13 protein-coding genes are annotated in these 16703 nt (G+C 44.8%); 8 read left to right on the plus strand and 5 right to left on the minus strand.

The genetic code is table 11. The annotated features are described in order from the left end of the window. The first annotated feature begins 13 nt into the window (after positions 1-13). Together ACYVE4_RS25135 and cdaA are read left to right on the plus strand one after the other, a co-directional pair. The gene (locus tag ACYVE4_RS25135) at positions 14-967 is read left to right on the plus strand and encodes a ribonuclease Z (RefSeq protein ID WP_461043329.1); all 954 of its coding nucleotides are present in this window, start codon (positions 14-16) and stop codon (positions 965-967) included. Between the two features lie 157 nt (positions 968-1124). Beyond that, positions 1125-1934, plus strand: coding sequence for a diadenylate cyclase CdaA (cdaA, locus tag ACYVE4_RS25140; RefSeq protein WP_461043033.1), 810 nt, complete (start codon positions 1125-1127; stop codon positions 1932-1934). A gap of 182 nt (positions 1935-2116) precedes the next feature. Here cdaA and ACYVE4_RS25145 read toward each other — a convergent pair whose 3' ends face one another. Further along, a complete protein-coding gene (locus tag ACYVE4_RS25145) occupies positions 2117-2524 on the minus strand; it encodes a DUF4332 domain-containing protein (RefSeq protein ID WP_461043034.1) in 408 nt (135 codons plus the stop codon). 411 nt (positions 2525-2935) lie between these two features. On the opposite strand from ACYVE4_RS25145, the gene ACYVE4_RS25150 reads away from it, so the two are divergent. Beyond that, on the plus strand, positions 2936-3970 hold the full coding sequence (locus tag ACYVE4_RS25150) for a S1C family serine protease (RefSeq protein ID WP_461043035.1): 1035 nt from the start codon (positions 2936-2938) through the stop codon (positions 3968-3970). Between the two features lie 41 nt (positions 3971-4011). On the opposite strand, the gene ACYVE4_RS25155 is transcribed toward ACYVE4_RS25150, so the two are convergent. Both ACYVE4_RS25155 and ACYVE4_RS25160 read right to left on the minus strand, forming a co-directional pair. Next, the gene (locus ACYVE4_RS25155; protein ID WP_461043036.1) at positions 4012-4326 is read right to left on the minus strand and encodes a hypothetical protein; all 315 of its coding nucleotides are present in this window, start codon (positions 4324-4326) and stop codon (positions 4012-4014) included. A gap of 70 nt (positions 4327-4396) precedes the next feature. Beyond that, positions 4397-4870 carry a hypothetical protein gene (locus ACYVE4_RS25160; protein ID WP_461043037.1) on the minus strand — a complete coding sequence of 158 codons (474 nt, stop codon included), beginning with the start codon at positions 4868-4870 and terminating at the stop codon, positions 4397-4399. A 943-nt stretch (positions 4871-5813) separates the two neighbouring features. Here ACYVE4_RS25160 and ACYVE4_RS25165 point away from each other — a divergent pair. After that, positions 5814-7439 carry an ArnT family glycosyltransferase gene (locus ACYVE4_RS25165; protein WP_461043038.1) on the plus strand — a complete coding sequence of 542 codons (1626 nt, stop codon included), beginning with the start codon at positions 5814-5816 and terminating at the stop codon, positions 7437-7439. Between the two features lie 720 nt (positions 7440-8159). Here the strand turns inward: ACYVE4_RS25165 and ACYVE4_RS25170 are convergent. Then, entirely contained in the window at positions 8160-8288 is a 129-nt protein-coding gene (locus tag ACYVE4_RS25170) for a hypothetical protein (protein WP_461043039.1), read from the minus strand. Positions 8289-8323: 35 nt separating this feature from the next. Continuing rightward, the gene (locus ACYVE4_RS25175) at positions 8324-9217 is read right to left on the minus strand and encodes a dienelactone hydrolase family protein (protein WP_461043040.1); all 894 of its coding nucleotides are present in this window, start codon (positions 9215-9217) and stop codon (positions 8324-8326) included. Positions 9218-9987: 770 nt separating this feature from the next. Here ACYVE4_RS25175 and ACYVE4_RS25180 point away from each other — a divergent pair. The 4 genes from ACYVE4_RS25180 to ACYVE4_RS25195 all read left to right on the plus strand — a co-directional run bounded on the left by ACYVE4_RS25180 (position 9988) and on the right by ACYVE4_RS25195 (position 16404). Continuing rightward, complete coding sequence (locus tag ACYVE4_RS25180) at positions 9988-10686, plus strand: response regulator transcription factor (RefSeq protein ID WP_461043041.1); 699 nt, start codon at positions 9988-9990, stop codon at positions 10684-10686. A gap of 117 nt (positions 10687-10803) precedes the next feature. Beyond that, positions 10804-12072 carry a TolC family protein gene (locus ACYVE4_RS25185; protein WP_461043042.1) on the plus strand — a complete coding sequence of 423 codons (1269 nt, stop codon included), beginning with the start codon at positions 10804-10806 and terminating at the stop codon, positions 12070-12072. 77 nt (positions 12073-12149) lie between these two features. After that, positions 12150-13229, plus strand: a complete 1080-nt coding sequence (locus ACYVE4_RS25190) for an efflux RND transporter periplasmic adaptor subunit (RefSeq protein WP_461043043.1) — start codon at positions 12150-12152, stop codon at positions 13227-13229. Between the two features lie 64 nt (positions 13230-13293). Beyond that, positions 13294-16404, plus strand: coding sequence for an efflux RND transporter permease subunit (locus tag ACYVE4_RS25195; RefSeq protein WP_461043044.1), 3111 nt, complete (start codon positions 13294-13296; stop codon positions 16402-16404). Positions 16405-16703 lie beyond the last annotated feature (299 nt).

The raw sequence follows: 16703 nt of genomic DNA on the forward strand, positions 1-16703 counted from the left end.
TGAACAACAATCTATTGCTGAGGCTAGGTATGCTTCGGAGCATCGGTCGAATCAGCAGCCGTTTTCCCTTACGATTCTAGGGGCTGGGTCGGCTACGCCCTCGCTCAAACTCCATCAAACCGCCCAACTTTTGACCATTGGTAGTGATTATGTTCTGATCGACTGTGGTGAAGGAACTCAATTTCGGCTGCTCGAACAACGGATTCGGCCGGGGCGACTTCGGTACATTTTTATTAGCCATTTGCACGGTGATCATTATTTTGGACTGGCTCCATTGCTGTCATCGCTGAATATGGCGGGACGTACCGAAGATTTGTTTTTGTTTGGGCCCCGTGGGCTGGATGAAGTACTTACCACGATTTTTCGCGTATCAGATTCAAGGTTAGGCTATCGATTGCATTTTCAGGCTGTTGACCCAACCCAGGCCGTTTATTTACTGGATCACCCCTTAATGAGTGTACAGTCGATTCCGCTCCAGCACCGGATCGACTGTACGGGCTATCTGTTTCAGGAAAAACGAGCAAAACCTCATTTGCTCCGCGAAAAACTGCCTGCCGATGTGCCGATTGCTTATCTGAAACAGCTCAAAGATGGGCAGGATGTTCTGGATGCGGATGGTCGGATGCTGTATGCCGCTGCTGACTATACGGAACCCGCTCCTGAACCTCGTTCATACGCCTTTTGTTCCGATACACGCTACGTTGAGGAATTGGTTTCGCAATTGCAGGGCGTCAATTTACTGTATCACGAGGCCACCTTTCTACAGGATAATTTACAACGGGCGGCTGAAGTATTTCACTCAACTGCAGAGCAGGCGGCAACGATTGCCGCCAAAGCGCAGGTAGGCCGTTTGATAATTGGCCATTTCTCCTCCCGCTACAAACAATACGAGCCATTTTTAGACGAAGCCCGCGCCGTCTTCCCCGAAACCTACCTGGCTATTGAAGGCCAAACGATTGATATATAGATACATATCAATCGTTTGCCTCGTGTTTCAACTGTCATGTTGCAAGTTAATTAGCTGTGCCGACTAGTTTGAAACATGACAGTTGAAACATAATACGAACCTGCCTAAGTACTTAATTCTGTTTATATTTAGCCCGGAAACTTTGACCATTTAGTACATGCTGGCTTTTCGCCTGGGTTTTTTAGACATTGGATGGCTCGATTTAGTCGACATTGGGCTGGTAACCCTGTTAATTTATCAGATTTATAACCTTGTTCGGGGAAGCGTTGCCAGTCGGGTTTTTGTTGGGTATTTACTGGTTTATCTAGCTTATTTACTCGTTAAAGCGCTGGGGCTGAATCTAATGACTACCATTCTGGAGTATTTTATCAGTGTGGGCGCCCTGGCGTTGATCATTATTTTCCAGCACGAAATCAGGCGGTTTTTGCTGCTTATTGGCAAATCAACTAATGTTACGAATAGTCGACTATTCAAACGGTGGCTACTTCGTCAAACAGAAACACCGGAAACTCATACTCCACTAAAACCGATACTGGATACCTGTAAGGCGCTGAGTGGCGAATTTTCGGGTGGCTTACTCGTTCTCCAGCGGAACGACGATCTGGAGAAATTTGCTCAATCGGGTGAAATTGTCGACGCCGATATATCGAAACCGCTACTGTTGGCTATTTTCAGTCAGTACAGTCCCTTGCATGATGGGGCTGTAATTATTAGTGAAGGTCGAATACGGGCAGCGCGCTGTATATTACCCGTATCAGAAGATGATGAACTGCCTCCTTCGCTAGGATTTCGTCACCGTGCGGCTTTGGGGATGAGTGAAGCTACTGATGCTGCCGTGATTGCGGTTTCGGAAGAGAGTGGCCGGGTAACGTTGGCGCTCAATGGCGAACTTTATACAAATCTGAGTCAACCTGACTTGGAAAGCCGTTTAGAGAAATATCTGCGTGAGCCGGGTGGACGAAGCTAATTCGCAAGTATTTCTCAAAAAATGGGTTCAAAGGAAACCAAAGACATCATGTAGGCCATGATGTCTTTGAGTGAAATTTTCAAGAGTTATTGAACGGAGTGTAAGGTTATTGTCAAATTATCGATGTCGTATTTTATTAGAACACGCTGGCGGTATGGATTGAGCCAGTTTACGATACGCAATTAGTACTCTAACATTCTGGGCAGGTTTTTCGCCTGTTCTACAAAATCACCGATTTGCTCAACAGAAGGCGGACGTTGAGTAAATTGCCGGACACTGTTAATCTGAATTAGTTTAGCATGCAGATTTTCAGCTGATCGTTGCGCTAATTCTTTAACCGTATCGACCCCGGCTTCTTCCATTAGATCGCTGTAAACGCGCCCAATACCTTTAACGCGGGCCAGGTCAGCGCGATTGGCCAGTTCCAGAATTATTTTCCCATCTACGCCACTAAGTTCCGCTAACGACTTACGGTCGCCGGGCGTTTTGGTCGCATCAAGCAGCGATTCCGCATCGCTAATGCCTTGCGCCTTTAGGGCATTCAGAACGGCATCTGTGATGCCACGCAGTTCTCCTAATGTAAGGCTCATGAAGAAAAGTTGAGGTTAGTATAGAGGACAGCCCGGCCTTCGGACTGATTAATACATATTAACGGACAAGGTACTTCCTTCGAGTATCATTCAAAAGAAATTTCTTCTGAGCGGTAAAGCTTTCTGGATGCATCTGCGCGAATTCTCTTTGCCACTCCATATATCGGGCTGGTTCGGTCTGCTGAAACAGCTCACTATTAATTTTTTTCTGAGCTAAATAGTCTTCAAATACCATACTCTTACTGACATTTTAACCGGATTGATTAGGGTTAACTGCTGTATTCTCTATTTCCGACAGCCATCTATGGACGCAAAAATGACAAAATGACCTACAAAACACAAGCCGTTCCCTCGAAAGTCAAACTGGAATAGATCGTGCACCTTATCTTTTTTTACTGATCAACTTTTACCATGAACACACAATTCATAACATTTTCAGATACCGCATCGCAAGCCGGCGAACCGGGTTCGTCGGATGCCAGGCTGCTGGATGCGTATTCTAACACGGTCGTAAATGTAGCGCAGAAAGTAAGTCCATCTGTTGTGCAGATAAAGGTAAGCGGCCGTGCTGCGGCTCAAACCAACCAGAAAACGCCACCCAGACCGGGCCGGGGTGAAGCTGATGGTGGTTCAGGATCAGGCTTTATCATATCTACAGATGGCTACATTATTACCAATAATCACGTAGTTGCTGGCGCAACCACCATTCGGGTATCACTTGCTGACTCAAATGAGTACGACGCTACGCTAATTGGACGAGATCCGTCTACCGATATTGCTGTTCTCAAAATCTACGCTGATGGGTTGAAAGCCATTCGGTTTGCCGACTCGAAACAAGTACAGGTAGGGCAGATTGCCATTGCTGTCGGAAATCCGTACGGTTTTCAGTATTCATTAACAGCCGGTGTCGTAAGTGCCTTAGGGCGAACATTACGCTCAGAATCAGGGCGATTAATTGATGATGTGCTTCAGACCGATGCCGCCTTAAATCCGGGAAATTCGGGTGGGCCATTGGTTAATTCAAATGGGGATGTCATTGGCGTGAATACCGCTGTGATTTTACCTGCTCAGGGAATTTGTTTTGCCGTTTCGTCGAATCTGGCTGCGTTGGTAGCGGGTAAACTCATTATGCATGGGCGTGTACGTCGCGGATACTTAGGGATTGCCGGACAACTGATCAATCTAACGGAACGCATCAAGCTATATAATCAACTTAGCGCCAAATCGGGCGTGATGGTCGTCAGCGTAGAACCTGACGGTGTAGCGGGCAATAGTGGTTTGCGGGAAGGCGATATCATTGTCGAATTCAATGGCCAATCGGTTGCCAGCGTCGATGACTTGCATCGCTTCCTGACCGATGATACAATTGGTCGATCCGTTCAATTGACTGTGTTGCGTGAAAATCGTAGGAAAGGAGTGATGGTAACGCCGGGTGAAATGAAATAATAAAGTTAACGCATAAAGGAAAGGAACAAATTCAACGTTCATCAATCAGGCTCAGGTTCGACTATCCAATCCAGTCCTGATGAATCGTTTCGCCGATACATTAATGCATAGGTAACTGAGCTATCATTCTCTACTATCATGAATGATACCCGGAAGGTTACGAATTCTGAGCCTGAATGATAGACAAATGTTTGCTGTAGAAGCTGGTACCCTTTTTGCCGGATTTCCTTCGCCAGATAATCCAGTATTTCCAGGGCTTGTTGCTGCGTGAACACGATGGGGTTATCATGTTCCCAATCAACCAGGGTAAAACGAATGAGCTGGCCGTCAACGTTTTTAGTGAACTGGTCATACATCGCCCTAAAATTTTGTGGTTATTATCGAACGAATTGATAAGCAACTGCCAGGTGAGTTTTACCCTAACCGTTAAGGCGTTTCAGCTTCTAATTCGGGCATCAGGTATTTTATAGTGGAAGCCCCGCCTATTGATTTTGCCATCTTTCTAACGAGTTGGTCGAGATGGGTAAACCCGATCTTTTCAACTCCACTGCCTGAGCCTTTATAGATCAAGGGTACGTTGGTGTATTTATAGCCTAAAACTTCACCCTCTCCCTGCCCACTAAATACAGCGATATCTCCTTTGATCTGAACAACTACTTTAATCGAGATGGCCTCATCCATTTTTTTGTATTCTGAGATCAGGTACATTTTCTGCTTCTCCAATTGGTCAATGAAAAAACCTGCCGTTTCTAGCCGTAAGGAAATCATATCAAGCAGAGCTGTGTCAGATAGGGCAGCCGTAACTTCAATTCGATTGGCTTTTTTAGGGATGCTTACTTTTTGAGAATAGCCTGTGAGTGCAAGAATTAAGAAGATAAGTGTGTAAAAGACGATCTTCATGGTAAAAAATGGTTTCTGACAAATATAACTTTCAGTATTACCTGTACCAATCTGAGGCCTATTTCGTTGCTGATTTCGGCCTGATCGTTCAATAAAAGTCATCAATTAGGTGGTTATCGGGTTACTCACTCAATACGATCGCATATGGATTGAAGTAAAAATGCCCTGACCATGGGTCAGGGCATTTTTTATGATTGACTAAAGAGCAGTATAATCAGGAGAATAATAATTCAATCGTCATCCTGATAAACTGACAAAATAGAAAAAATGAGATGGCAAACACGATCGTCCACGGACCAGGAAGGAAAAGGCGAAGGTCAAAAGAGGTACGACGAAAGGTTGCTGAAAGTGAATGAATGATACGGGACATGATTGATTAAGCTTAAGTTACGATATGTTACCTGAGCTATATACGATAACTTAGGCGAACTAGATTTTAGACTAGGAATTTCTAAAAAAGTAACAGGCCTATTTTTTGTAAATTGATTTTACGGTATGATAAAATCGCTTATGTTACTGAATATTAGATATTTTGAATATATAATCTATAAAAATAGGATGTCCGTTTACTCAATAAGTTCTTTACTTTGGTATTTTTAAGCTATAATGGGCCCGATTGCTGGTTGAGAATGGTCAACCAGTGAGCTCTTATGGGTTAGACATAAACGCTGATTCTTCTGGAATCAGCGTTTATTGTTACTTTTTGGTAGGTAATGGAGTCCAAAAGGGGAATACATGCTAACTCATAAGAGCTTTTTTAGGAGATAAGTAGAAGCCCCGTCCAAGCAGATGGGGCTTTTTATTTTTTTATCAAGAATACAAGCCTTCAGCGACTTTATACGCAATTAGCTGTCTGTTTACTCGATTGCCGCAAAACGTAATTTAAATTTACATAATATAGTCTTAGATTCGCGGCATATATCCTCTTTTTAACTTATAAAATATGTTACCAAAGAAGTGGTTAATTATTGGTTTATTATATGTCATAGCCACCTCAATTAATCTGAATAAAGCGTATCATATTGACGATACATTCCATCTGGAAGCAGCCGATTGGATCAAGCAACATCCATTTAAACCAATGTCGGGCTTTATCAACTGGGACGAAAATAAAGAACCAATTTATAAAGCAAATCAACCTCCTTTGTATTTTTATTTTATAGCGCTCATTAGTGCTTTATTTGGAACGGGAGAAATAGCGCTGCACCTTTTTCAGTCAATATTCACCCTTTTTTGCTTACTTATTTTTTATCAGATAACACAATTACTGTCGCTAAAAAATGGATTATTACTAACCGCATTTTTAGCATTTTCTCCTGCTTTTTTAATCAATCAGAATTTGATGGTGGATGTGCCACTATTATTTTTTCACTTGCTGGCTCTTTATTATTTGCTTCAAAAAGATGCCATTTCAGAATCGGGTCGCTATTGGAAAGTAGGCTTTTTTTTAAGCATTAGCGTATTAATTAAATACACCTCTATTCCACTCCTGGTTGCTTTGCTGGTTGCCATACTCTGGCGAAAACAATACCGATATCTGTATATAGTATTGATTCCAGCTGCTGCGCTAGGTCTTTGGTCCTTATGGAATTACGTCGAATTCGGCGCCGTTCATATTGTGAATCGGCCGAGAAACCCGATGACATTCCAGCTATTTATTAATAATGTAATCAACTTCATTACGTGCCTGGGTGCGATTTCTCCTTTTTCTTTGGCGTTTATTCTGGGTTATTTCTTTCGCAATAAATTTGTCAATCTTCTGACTCCGCTTGTTGCTGTATTATTTGTAGGATTAACCATTATTACGGCTAATGGGCAGTTGTTTATTTTGCTCTCAAATGATATTTTATCGAACGTTTTTTTTGGCAATGGTTTGTTGATTATACTGCTAGTAATAGTAGCTATTTGGAACAATAGTTTTAAAATTCGCAAAGCTATTAGTTCTACGAGTGTGATCTTACTAATGTGGATAGCAACCCTGAGCGGGTTTATTATTTTATTTGCTCCATTTGTTGCAAGCCGACATGTTCTTTTAATTATTCCAGCCGTATTATTAATAGGGGGCGTATGGGTTGATAAACTATCGATGATAAATGCCTGGCAGGCAGTTATTGCTTCAGCTAGTATCACCATTATTCTGGCAATTAGCGATTGGCAGATTGCGAATTTTTATCGTGAGAAAGCCAAAGAGGCAGCTACTCGATTAGCTGGCCAGCAGCGTATCTGGTCTGCGGGGCACTGGGGGTGGCAATGGTACGCCCGCCAAAACGGATTTAAAGAAGTACAGGCCGACTCGATGCAGTTTCAGACAGGCGATTATCTGGTAAAACCACAAGGTGTCGACAGTCAGCGAATTCCGAATGGGGTCCATCTGCAACAGGTTGATTATCTGACCACTCCTTACAGTTGGTCGATTTTTTTGTCAACCAGCTTTTACAATTGTTTTTATGGAAGAGGAGCCGCCTGGGCCTACTCTAAATGGCCAATTGATACGGTAAAAATTTACAAGATTACAACCCTGCCCACGACTCAGATTGAATCTGATAGCGTGGCTTTAACCCGGGAATAAGTTTAACTCAACGGATTAGAACTGTATCATCCGGCTCGGTCTGTAGTAAGGAATCCGCCTGGCGGGTCGAGTCGGCTATAATCTCTGTCTGTTGTTTAACTTCCTGGTTGCGCTCCTGTCGAGACAAGATGTAGAGTAGAAAGCCTACTAATCCCACCGAGACTAGCCCTATCAGAATTGGACCTCTGAGTCCCCATCGTTTAAGTTTATTGAATTGACCAGAATCGTACATTAGCCTTAGGAAGTTAGTAGCTAGAGAAAAGAGATCTAATTGAGTAATTGATACTATGTTTTAAGAATAAAAGGATTGGCTAATTTCAGATCAATTATTGACCTAGTCAACTTTTTTTTAACTAGAAGGAAAGACGATAATACGAAGTTGATGTTAAAAAAGGATTAATTGAGGGCGTTTTAGGTACGCTTACACAATTTATTTGCTAAGTAATTTTATCAGTCATTCCTTTGAGTAAATCCTCTCAACTTGTATGGAAAGTCAAATTTGGGATCAATATCCCGCTCTGCTTGGATCTCTCTTACCAATTGCTTACACGCTCTATTATCTCCGAAGAAAAATCACATTTAAACGTCGTTGTACTTGTTGCGATCAGCCAACGCTCTGGCGCATAGCAAGGCCATGGTGGCTGAAGAATATTTCTAACTCAAGGGCTTACCAATGTAATCATTGTGAGCATGAGTTTTACTATATCCCTCTGGGTAAAACTACGGATCGGATTTACCCGGCTGCGCGCTTGAGCCGCGCACAACGCTAACCGATCGGTTGCCGACCATATTGTATTTATTGAGTAGGATCGATAGAAAATTTACCCATGAAAACCAATGAGTTCTCATGGGCAAATTTGATTGATAATGAAATGGTCCCGCCATTATGTTAGCTTCTCTCTGAAAAAATCAGTTGTACGTTTCCAGGCAAGTTCGGCAGCCGCTTTGTCAAAACGTGGGGTCGTATCGTTATGAAAACCATGGTTGGCGTTCGGATAAATGTAAGCCGTATACTCCTTGTTATTCTTTTTTAAGGCTTCTTCATAAGCTGGCCAACCGGCATTGACACCTTTGTCCAATTCGCCGTAATGTAGGAGCAGGGGGGCTTTTATTTTAGGGACATCTTCGGCTGCTGGCTGACCTCCATAAAACGGTACGGCTGCTGCTAAATCCGGAATGCGCACGGCCATCATATTGGAAATCCACCCACCAAAACAGAAACCGACAACCCCAATTTTGCCATTGCAATCTTTGTCTTTTTTCAGGTAATCAAAGGCCGCAATAAAATCTTCCAGCATTTCATTTTTGTCTCGTTTGCTTTGCATCGCACGGCCTTCATCATCCGAACCCGGATAGCCACCCAATGGGCTTAGCGCATCAGGAGCAATAGAAACAAATCCGGCTAAAGCTGCTCTTCTGGCCACATCGGCAATGTGCGGATTTAGTCCCCGGTTTTCATGAACGACGATGATGCCGCCGAGCTTCTTGGTGATGTCCTTAGGCTTCGATAACAGAGCTTTGATGGTGCCCCCACCTTTGGGAGACGGATAATTGACATAATCCGATTGTAGGCGGGGATCATCGGCTTTGATCTGGATGGCGCCTTTATAGTCGGGCATGAGAAACCCCATCAATGAGGTGACGGTAAGACCTCCCACGGCATAGACTGACAGTTTTTGCATAAAATCGCGCCGGTCGATGCGGTTGTGGGCATAATCATCATAGAGGTCAAATACCTCTTGTTTGATGTCTTCTTTTTGGATGTTGTTAGGCGTCATACGTATGAATCTGAATTTTAGTAATTCCTCGATCCTGTTTACAATAAATAACGTTTACGATACTTTGTTAAAGTGGTGTTTTCGTGGCTACAATCTTCAAATCTAGTGAAAACGTATCATCGATGATTTTGTCAGTAGCAGTACTAATGATGGCGGCCCGATACTGACTATCCTAATCAATTCGATTGACCGTAAGCTTAGGTGTTGATTGCACTTTGAGCCGGATCAACTGTATATGTTGCGATTTTTTGGGGATTTCCCGACTGATACTGTCAGTAAGCAGACCACCAGTGAAACATAAAGGGGTCAATGTGGTGCCGATAAATAGGCTGTTTTTGCATGAAAATGAAACGGTTAAATAGGTAGTTAAAGTTAGAATAACTAATTGATTTTCAGGTTAAAAATTTTGTCTGTTCTAAATAGGTAATTTCTAGGTTATCCATCAAGTACGGAAAAAAATATGATGGAATGCCTGTTTTTAACGCGTAAATCGACTATTTCTATGGTCGAATGGTAGCGCATTTTGCCCGAAAGTGGCAAGCTGCGCGTTAAATCGAACTGATTATCCTGTTTTCGCAAAACGTAGATAGACCAATTGTTCCTTAATTTCATTCTAAGGTTAATCTAAGTAAAATCTAATTCTCCTCTAATCGGCTGGTCCTTAATAAGATCCTATTTTTGTTGTAGAGTTGGTAATTCTAGAGATAAGCATAAAAACACCAGACTTTATGTGCTGGTGTTTTTATTATTTGATAGATGTTGGTAGATATATGAAGAAAATCGTAATTATTGAAGACGATCGACGTATTGCGCAAAACATTAAGCGGGGGCTTCAGGGCGAAGGTTATGACACTGAAGTTGTATATGAAGGCTTGAACGGCCGCGAGATAGCACTAAAACCGGGCGTCGATTTGATCATTTTAGATGTTAATCTCCCCGGTATCAATGGGTTTGAAGTGTGCCGGAGCGTTCGAGCGGCTAAACCCCAGTTACCAATAATTATCCTATCTGCATTAGGGGAGATTGATGATAAGGTGGAAGGACTTGGGCTTGGTGCAGATGATTATATGGTGAAACCATTTGATTTTCGGGAGTTGATTGCCCGCATCGAAACCTGCCTGCGTCGAACAGCGTTCACTACCTGGCCTAAAACCGAATTCGAAACAAAATGGCAGGTGGCTAACCTACTGGTGAATGGGGCAACCAAAGAGGTTTATCGTGGAGACACACTGATTGAGCTGACGGCCCGCGAATACGCCTTGTTGGAGTATATGATTCGAAATCGGGGCCGAGTACTGTCTAAACTGGATATTGCTGAGCATGTCTGGAATTTACACCACGATTCAGGCTCGTCTATTGTCGAGGTTTACATTAATTATCTCCGTAAAAAAATAGACCGTGATTTTAAGCCAAAACTCATTCATACCCGGTTGGGAATGGGTTACGTACTAAAGGATGATGATGAATAAGGGCTGCTCAATCCTCTTCTAAGCGCTTTCTAATTGTTTTCTATAGACATTCTAAGTTTATATTAAGTCTGCTGTAACATTGGCAGAAGACCTTTGCAGCCGTACAATATATTTCGCATGCGGCTGTTTGTTTTTCTAGTTTATCTCGGACTTTCCATTCATTCTCTCCAGGCGCAATCCGTTGCTGGCCAGGATTCCCTTCGGTTAACGCTTCCGCAGGCCGATAGCCTGTTTGTGAAGAATAACCTGTTGTTACTAGCTGAACGATTTCGGGTCGATGCCAGCCAGGCCCAGGTTCTACAGGCCAGTTTATACGATAATCCTACGGTAAGTCTGGAGGTCAGCAGTTACAACAACGAAACCCGTCGGGTGCTGGATGTAGGCCGACAGGGTCAGAAAAGTATGTCGATTCAGCAATTGCTTTATACGGCGGGTAAGCGAAACAAACGGATTGCCCTGGCTTCTGAATCCGCCAAACTGACTCAGTTTGAATTGCTGGATTTACTGCGGGGACTGCGCTTCGACCTACGGAGCCGATTCTATTCTATTTATTTCCAGCAGCAAACACTGGCGCGTTTCGATCAGCAGCTTACTACATTACAAACGACCGTTGCGGCCTATGAAGTCCAGTATAACCGGGCCAACGTATCACTTCGCGAACTGCTGCGGCTGAAAGCGTTACTCTTTCAACTCGCAAATGATCGTACGGCAATCCTGTTTCAACTGGCCGATGATCAACGGGCGCTACGTACGTTATTGTCAGTAGATCAGCCAATTAAGCCGGTGGTTAGTGACGCCCTGTTGGGTCGGTATTATGTGCCAGTGCAGTCGGAAGATACACTTCAGCAAATGGCCATCCGCAATCGCCCGGACCTAAAAGCAACGGAATCGCTCACGAAACAGGCTGAGCTAAATTATAATCTCCAGCGTGCCCTGGCAACGCCCGATTTGCGGGTAGGGGGGGCTTACGATCAAGCCGGGAGCTACATTCAAAACTACGTCGGCTTATCTATATCGGCGGATATACCGGTTTTTAATCGGAATCAGGGAGCCATTCGGGCGGCTCGTAGTCAGATTGGCTACCAAAGCCAGCTGCAACGGCAGAAGGCCAATCAGGTGTCGAACGAAGTTGCTACATCTCTACAAAAAATACGGGAAGTCGAACGACGGGTGCAATCGGTAGAAGGTCAGTTTACGAACCAGTTTGAAGAGCTGAACCGCGGAGTGATTACCAGTTTTCAGAAAGGCAATATTACGCTACTTGAATTTGTTGATCTGATCGAAGCGTATAATGATAGCGTTAGTCAGCTCAACCGCCTGAAAGCCGACCGGGTGAGTGCCTACGAAGAACTCAATTACCTCCTTGGCGAAGACCTGTATAAGTAAAAACGGTCTCTAGTTAATCAACGAAAATGCAGTTAACTCATATCGCCGATTTCCGCTATCGGCGTAGCAAAACAAGTATGAAACGTACCCTATTTTGGGCAGTAAGTTGCCTGTACGCAATCAGTTCATGCGGCCCAAAGCCAGCGGCTGACGTCGATAAAGCCTTTATGCTATCCGATACGATGATGCACCGTATCAAGCTCGATAGCGCCATTATGCAGCCGGTACGTAGTGAACTAACGCTGGTCGGAAAGGTGGTGGCGGATGAAAACCGGGTCATTAAAGTATTCCCGCTGGTGGGCGGAAACGTAGAGGATGTAAAAGTTGAACTTGGCGATTACGTACGAAAAGGACAGGTTCTAGCGTCGATACGTTCGGGCGAAGTGGCTGATCTGGAACGACAGGGTATTCAGGCGCAATCAGATTTGCTCGTGGCTGAAAAGAACCTGCGAGTAGCACAGGATCTGTTTGAAACCAAACTGACGTCGCAGCGGGAAGTAGTTGCCGCCCAAAAGGAAGTGGAAAAGGCACAGGCCGAATCAAATCGGGTAAAAGAAGTGTCGCGGATTTACGGCATCGGTAAAGCGTCGATGTACACCGTAAAAGCGCCAATAGATGGCTACGTCATTGAAAAGAACGTCAATCGCGACATGCAGCTACGTTCCGATAACGCTGATAATCTGTTCACGATTGGACAAATCAATCAAATCTGGGTGCTGGCCAATGTCAATGAAAGCGATATCCGACAGGTACGAACCGGCATGGAAGCGGCCGTACAGACGCTCAGCTATCCAGATGAACTTTTCAAAGGACAAGTCGATAAAATCTACACGGTACTGGACCCAAACACAAAGGCCATGACCGTCCGAATTCGACTGGCAAACCAGGGGATGAAGCTTCGTCCGGAGATGCACGCTACTGTAACGCTACGTTATGACGCTGGCGGAAAACTAGCCACCGTACCGTCCAGTGCTATCATTTTCGACCGTTCCAAGCAATACGTACTGGTTTTCAAAAGCCGTTCGGATATCGAAGTTCGGGAAGTGACCGTCCTCAAATCGCTGAGTGATCGGGCGTACATCAGCCAGGGCATTAAACCGGGCGAAAAGGTCATCTCCAAAAATCAACTACTCGTCTACAACGCTCTCAATAACTAGCAGAGGGCGTAGGGCATAGGGTAATTAAAATCATCCTCTGCCCTCTGCCCTCTGCCCTTTGCCCATGAATAAATTCATTCGAAATCTGGTTGGCTTTTCGCTCAAGAACCGCTTCTTCATTTTCTTCATGACGGCGGGGTTGGTGATTGCCGGTATTTTCAGCTATTTACATACCCCTCTGGAAGCTTTTCCCGATGTAACGAACACGCAAATTATTGTCGTGACGGAATGGAAAGGGCGATCGGCGGAAGAGGTAGAGCGATTCGTGACGGTGCCGATCGAGGTAGCCATGAACTCGGTTCAGCGAAAAAGCAACGTCCGCTCGACTACCATGTTTGGCCTTTCCGTCATGAAAATCATTTTCGACGATGGCGTAGAGGATTTCTTTGCCCGTCAGCAGGTGAACAATTTGCTGCGGAACGTAGCCCTGCCCGAAGGAGTCGATCCAGAAATACAACCGCCGTATGGGCCGACTGGAGAGATTTACCGCTACACGCTGGAAAGTAAAAATCGTGATAGTCGGGAACTGCTTACTCTGCAAAACTGGGTCATTGATCGCCAACTTCGTAGCGTACCGGGCGTGGCCGATATTGTTGCGTTCGGCGGACGCGATAAGATTTACGAATTGCGGGTCAATCCGACTCAACTAACCAAATATGATATTACCCCACTCGAAGTATATCAGGCTGTTACCCGTAGCAATATCAACGTAGGGGGCGACGTAATTGAGCGGAATTCGCAGGCATACGTAGTGCGAGGTATCGGGTTGCTGACGTCCATTCAGGATATTGAAAACATCCTTATCGAAGAAGCGGGCGGCAATCCAGTCTTGGTAAAAAACGTAGCGGACGTAGTGGAATCGAATCTGCCTCGGGTTGGGCAGGTTGGGCTGGATAAAAATGATGACGTCGTGGAAGGGATTATCGTCATGCGGAAAGGCGAAAATCCGAGTGAAATTCTGGCACGGGTAAAGGATAAAATTGACGAACTGAACACGCGGGTTCTCCCATCCGACGTGAAGATGGTGACCTTCTACGACCGTGACAACCTGATCGATTTCTGTACGAAAACCGTTCTGCACAACCTCACTGAGGGAATCGTACTGGTTACAGTAATCGTCTTCCTGTTTATGGCCGACTGGCGCACAACGCTGATTGTGTCGATCATTATTCCGTTGGCGCTTCTGTTTGCGTTCATGTGCTTGAAGTTGCGAGGTATGTCGGCCAACCTGCTGTCTATGGGAGCGGTCGACTTTGGAATTATCATCGATGGAGCCGTGGTGATGGTCGAGGGAATATTTGTATCGCTCGATCACATGGCGCACCGCGTTGGGATGGAGCGATACAATAAGATGGCCAAATTGGGGCTCATTCGAAAAACGGGCGGGGAACTCGGGAAAGCAGTTTTCTTTTCCAAGTTGATCATTATCACGGCGTTGCTGCCCATTTTCTCTTTCGAAAAAGTAGAAGGGAAAATGTTTTCGCCCCTGGCCTGGACACTTGGTTTCGCACTGCTGGGAGCCTTGCTGTTCACGCTTACGCTGGTGCCCGTTCTCTGTTCGATGCTCTTACGGAAAAACGTACGGGAGAAAAATAACCCTATCGTTAATTTTTTCAACCGGATTGTCATGGCCGGTTTTGGCTGGTGCTATCGAAATCGTAGACTAAGTCTGTTCGCGGCCATCAGTTTCATGATTGCTACGTTTTTCTCTTCGTCCATGTTGGGAACAGAATTTTTGCCGCAGCTGAATGAAGGTGCTTTGTGGGTAACCGCAGAATTACCGATGAGTATGTCACTACCCGAGAGTGTCGATATGGCCAAAACCATTCGGGAAGACCTGAATACGTTTCCCGAAGTAAAACAGGTGCTTTCGCAAGTGGGCCGATCGAACGACGGTACTGATCCGAATGGATTTTATTTCTGCCAGTTTCAGGTCGATTTGAGACCCAAAGAAGAGTGGGAGCGCAAGATTACGACCGAGCAATTGACGGACGAGATGGACGCCAAACTGAAAAACTACGCCGGGGTGACGTACAATTATTCGCAGCCCATCATCGACAACGTAGCGGAGGCCGTAGCAGGTTACAAAGCCAGTAATGGAATCAAGATTTTCGGATCGGATATTTACGAACTGGAAAAATATGCTAATCAGGCGATGGAAGCCATCAAGGATGTAGAGGGCGTGAAAGATTTAGGTATCATTCGCAACGTAGGCCAGCCTGAGTTAAGCGTTTTGTTTCACGATCATAAAATGGCACTTTACGGTGTGTCGACTGCTGATGCACAAGCTGTTATCGAAATGGCGATTGGCGGTAAAACAGCGTCGATTCTATATGAAGGTGAGCGCAAGTTTGATATTCGTGTGCGTTTCCTGCCCGAATACCGCAAGAGTGAAGACGACATTATGCGCCTGATGGTCCCAACGATGGGGGGGAGTAAAATCCCACTCAAAGAGATTGCCAGTATCCGACAAATTACTGGCCCGGCCTTCATTTACCGGGATCTGAACAAACGATTTATTGGGGTGAAATTTTCGGTGCGCGGCCGGGATTTAGGTAGTACAATTGCTGAAGCGCAACGACGAGTGCAGCAAAAATTACAGACTGACAAAGGCTATTCGGTAGAATGGGTCGGCGAATTTGAAAATCAGGTTCGGGCTACGGAACGTTTGGGGCAGGTTGTTCCGATCAGCATTGCCGCCATTTTCGTTATCCTGTTTATTACGTTTGGGAATGGCAAAGATGCCGGATTGGTATTACTGAATGTACCGTTTGCCCTGATTGGCGGAATCTTGGCCCTTCACGTAACGGGTATGAACTTTGGTATTTCGGCTGGTGTCGGCTTCATTGCTCTGTTTGGCATTTGCGTTCAGAACGGGGTTATTCTGATTTCGGTTTTCAATCAGAATCGCAAAGAGCGAATGCCGCTTGACGAAGCTATTCGTGAAGGGGTCCGTTCCCGTATTCGACCTGTTGTTATGACTGCATTGATGGCCGCCATTGGACTTCTGCCAGCTGCCGTTTCGACAGGAATTGGCTCAGAAACACAAAAACCGCTAGCCATTGTGGTTATTGGTGGGCTGATTACGGCAACTGTGTTAACATTACTTATTTTCCCAATAATTTATCGACTGTTTAACCGACATCACGTTCACACATTAAGCGATTTAGATTGACCGGATGCTCATCAGATTAATTTTGCGACTAACGGGTTGTTGTAAACGACATGCAGGGCACATTGGTGCTGAGAAAGAATAAAATTGGTAACAGAAGGTGTTCCCTGCTGTGTTGTAAAAATCTTTAGCCCATGTAAAATGGGAAGGTTAGTGCACCGGGGCTTCCAGTCGAGTAATAGGCGGTGGGTGTAGGTATTACTTCGCGAACCGTTTTACGCTGAACATCTCTCCCCTCATTTTTCCATAGCGTATGCAATAGCATCCTATACTTATCTTTATAGGGCACAAACTATTGCATT

The organism is Spirosoma harenae (assembly GCF_054776975.1).

Bases quoted from the DNA above. Each gene is read 5' to 3' on its own strand.
- cdaA (WP_461043033.1), top strand. From the start codon at position 1,125: ATGCTGGCTTTTCGCCTGGGTTTTTTAGACATTGGATGGCTCGATTTA.
- ACYVE4_RS25145 (WP_461043034.1), bottom strand. From the start codon at position 2,524: ATGAGCCTTACATTAGGAGAACTGCGTGGCATCACAGATGCCGTTCTG.
- ACYVE4_RS25150 (WP_461043035.1), top strand. From the start codon at position 2,936: ATGAACACACAATTCATAACATTTTCAGATACCGCATCGCAAGCCGGC.
- ACYVE4_RS25155 (WP_461043036.1), bottom strand. From the start codon at position 4,326: ATGTATGACCAGTTCACTAAAAACGTTGACGGCCAGCTCATTCGTTTT.
- ACYVE4_RS25160 (WP_461043037.1), bottom strand. From the start codon at position 4,870: ATGAAGATCGTCTTTTACACACTTATCTTCTTAATTCTTGCACTCACA.
- ACYVE4_RS25165 (WP_461043038.1), top strand. From the start codon at position 5,814: ATGTTACCAAAGAAGTGGTTAATTATTGGTTTATTATATGTCATAGCC.
- ACYVE4_RS25170 (WP_461043039.1), bottom strand. From the start codon at position 8,288: ATGAGAACTCATTGGTTTTCATGGGTAAATTTTCTATCGATCCTACTC.
- ACYVE4_RS25175 (WP_461043040.1), bottom strand. From the start codon at position 9,217: ATGACGCCTAACAACATCCAAAAAGAAGACATCAAACAAGAGGTATTT.
- ACYVE4_RS25180 (WP_461043041.1), top strand. From the start codon at position 9,988: ATGAAGAAAATCGTAATTATTGAAGACGATCGACGTATTGCGCAAAAC.
- ACYVE4_RS25185 (WP_461043042.1), top strand. From the start codon at position 10,804: ATGCGGCTGTTTGTTTTTCTAGTTTATCTCGGACTTTCCATTCATTCT.
- ACYVE4_RS25190 (WP_461043043.1), top strand. From the start codon at position 12,150: ATGAAACGTACCCTATTTTGGGCAGTAAGTTGCCTGTACGCAATCAGT.
- ACYVE4_RS25195 (WP_461043044.1), top strand. From the start codon at position 13,294: ATGAATAAATTCATTCGAAATCTGGTTGGCTTTTCGCTCAAGAACCGC.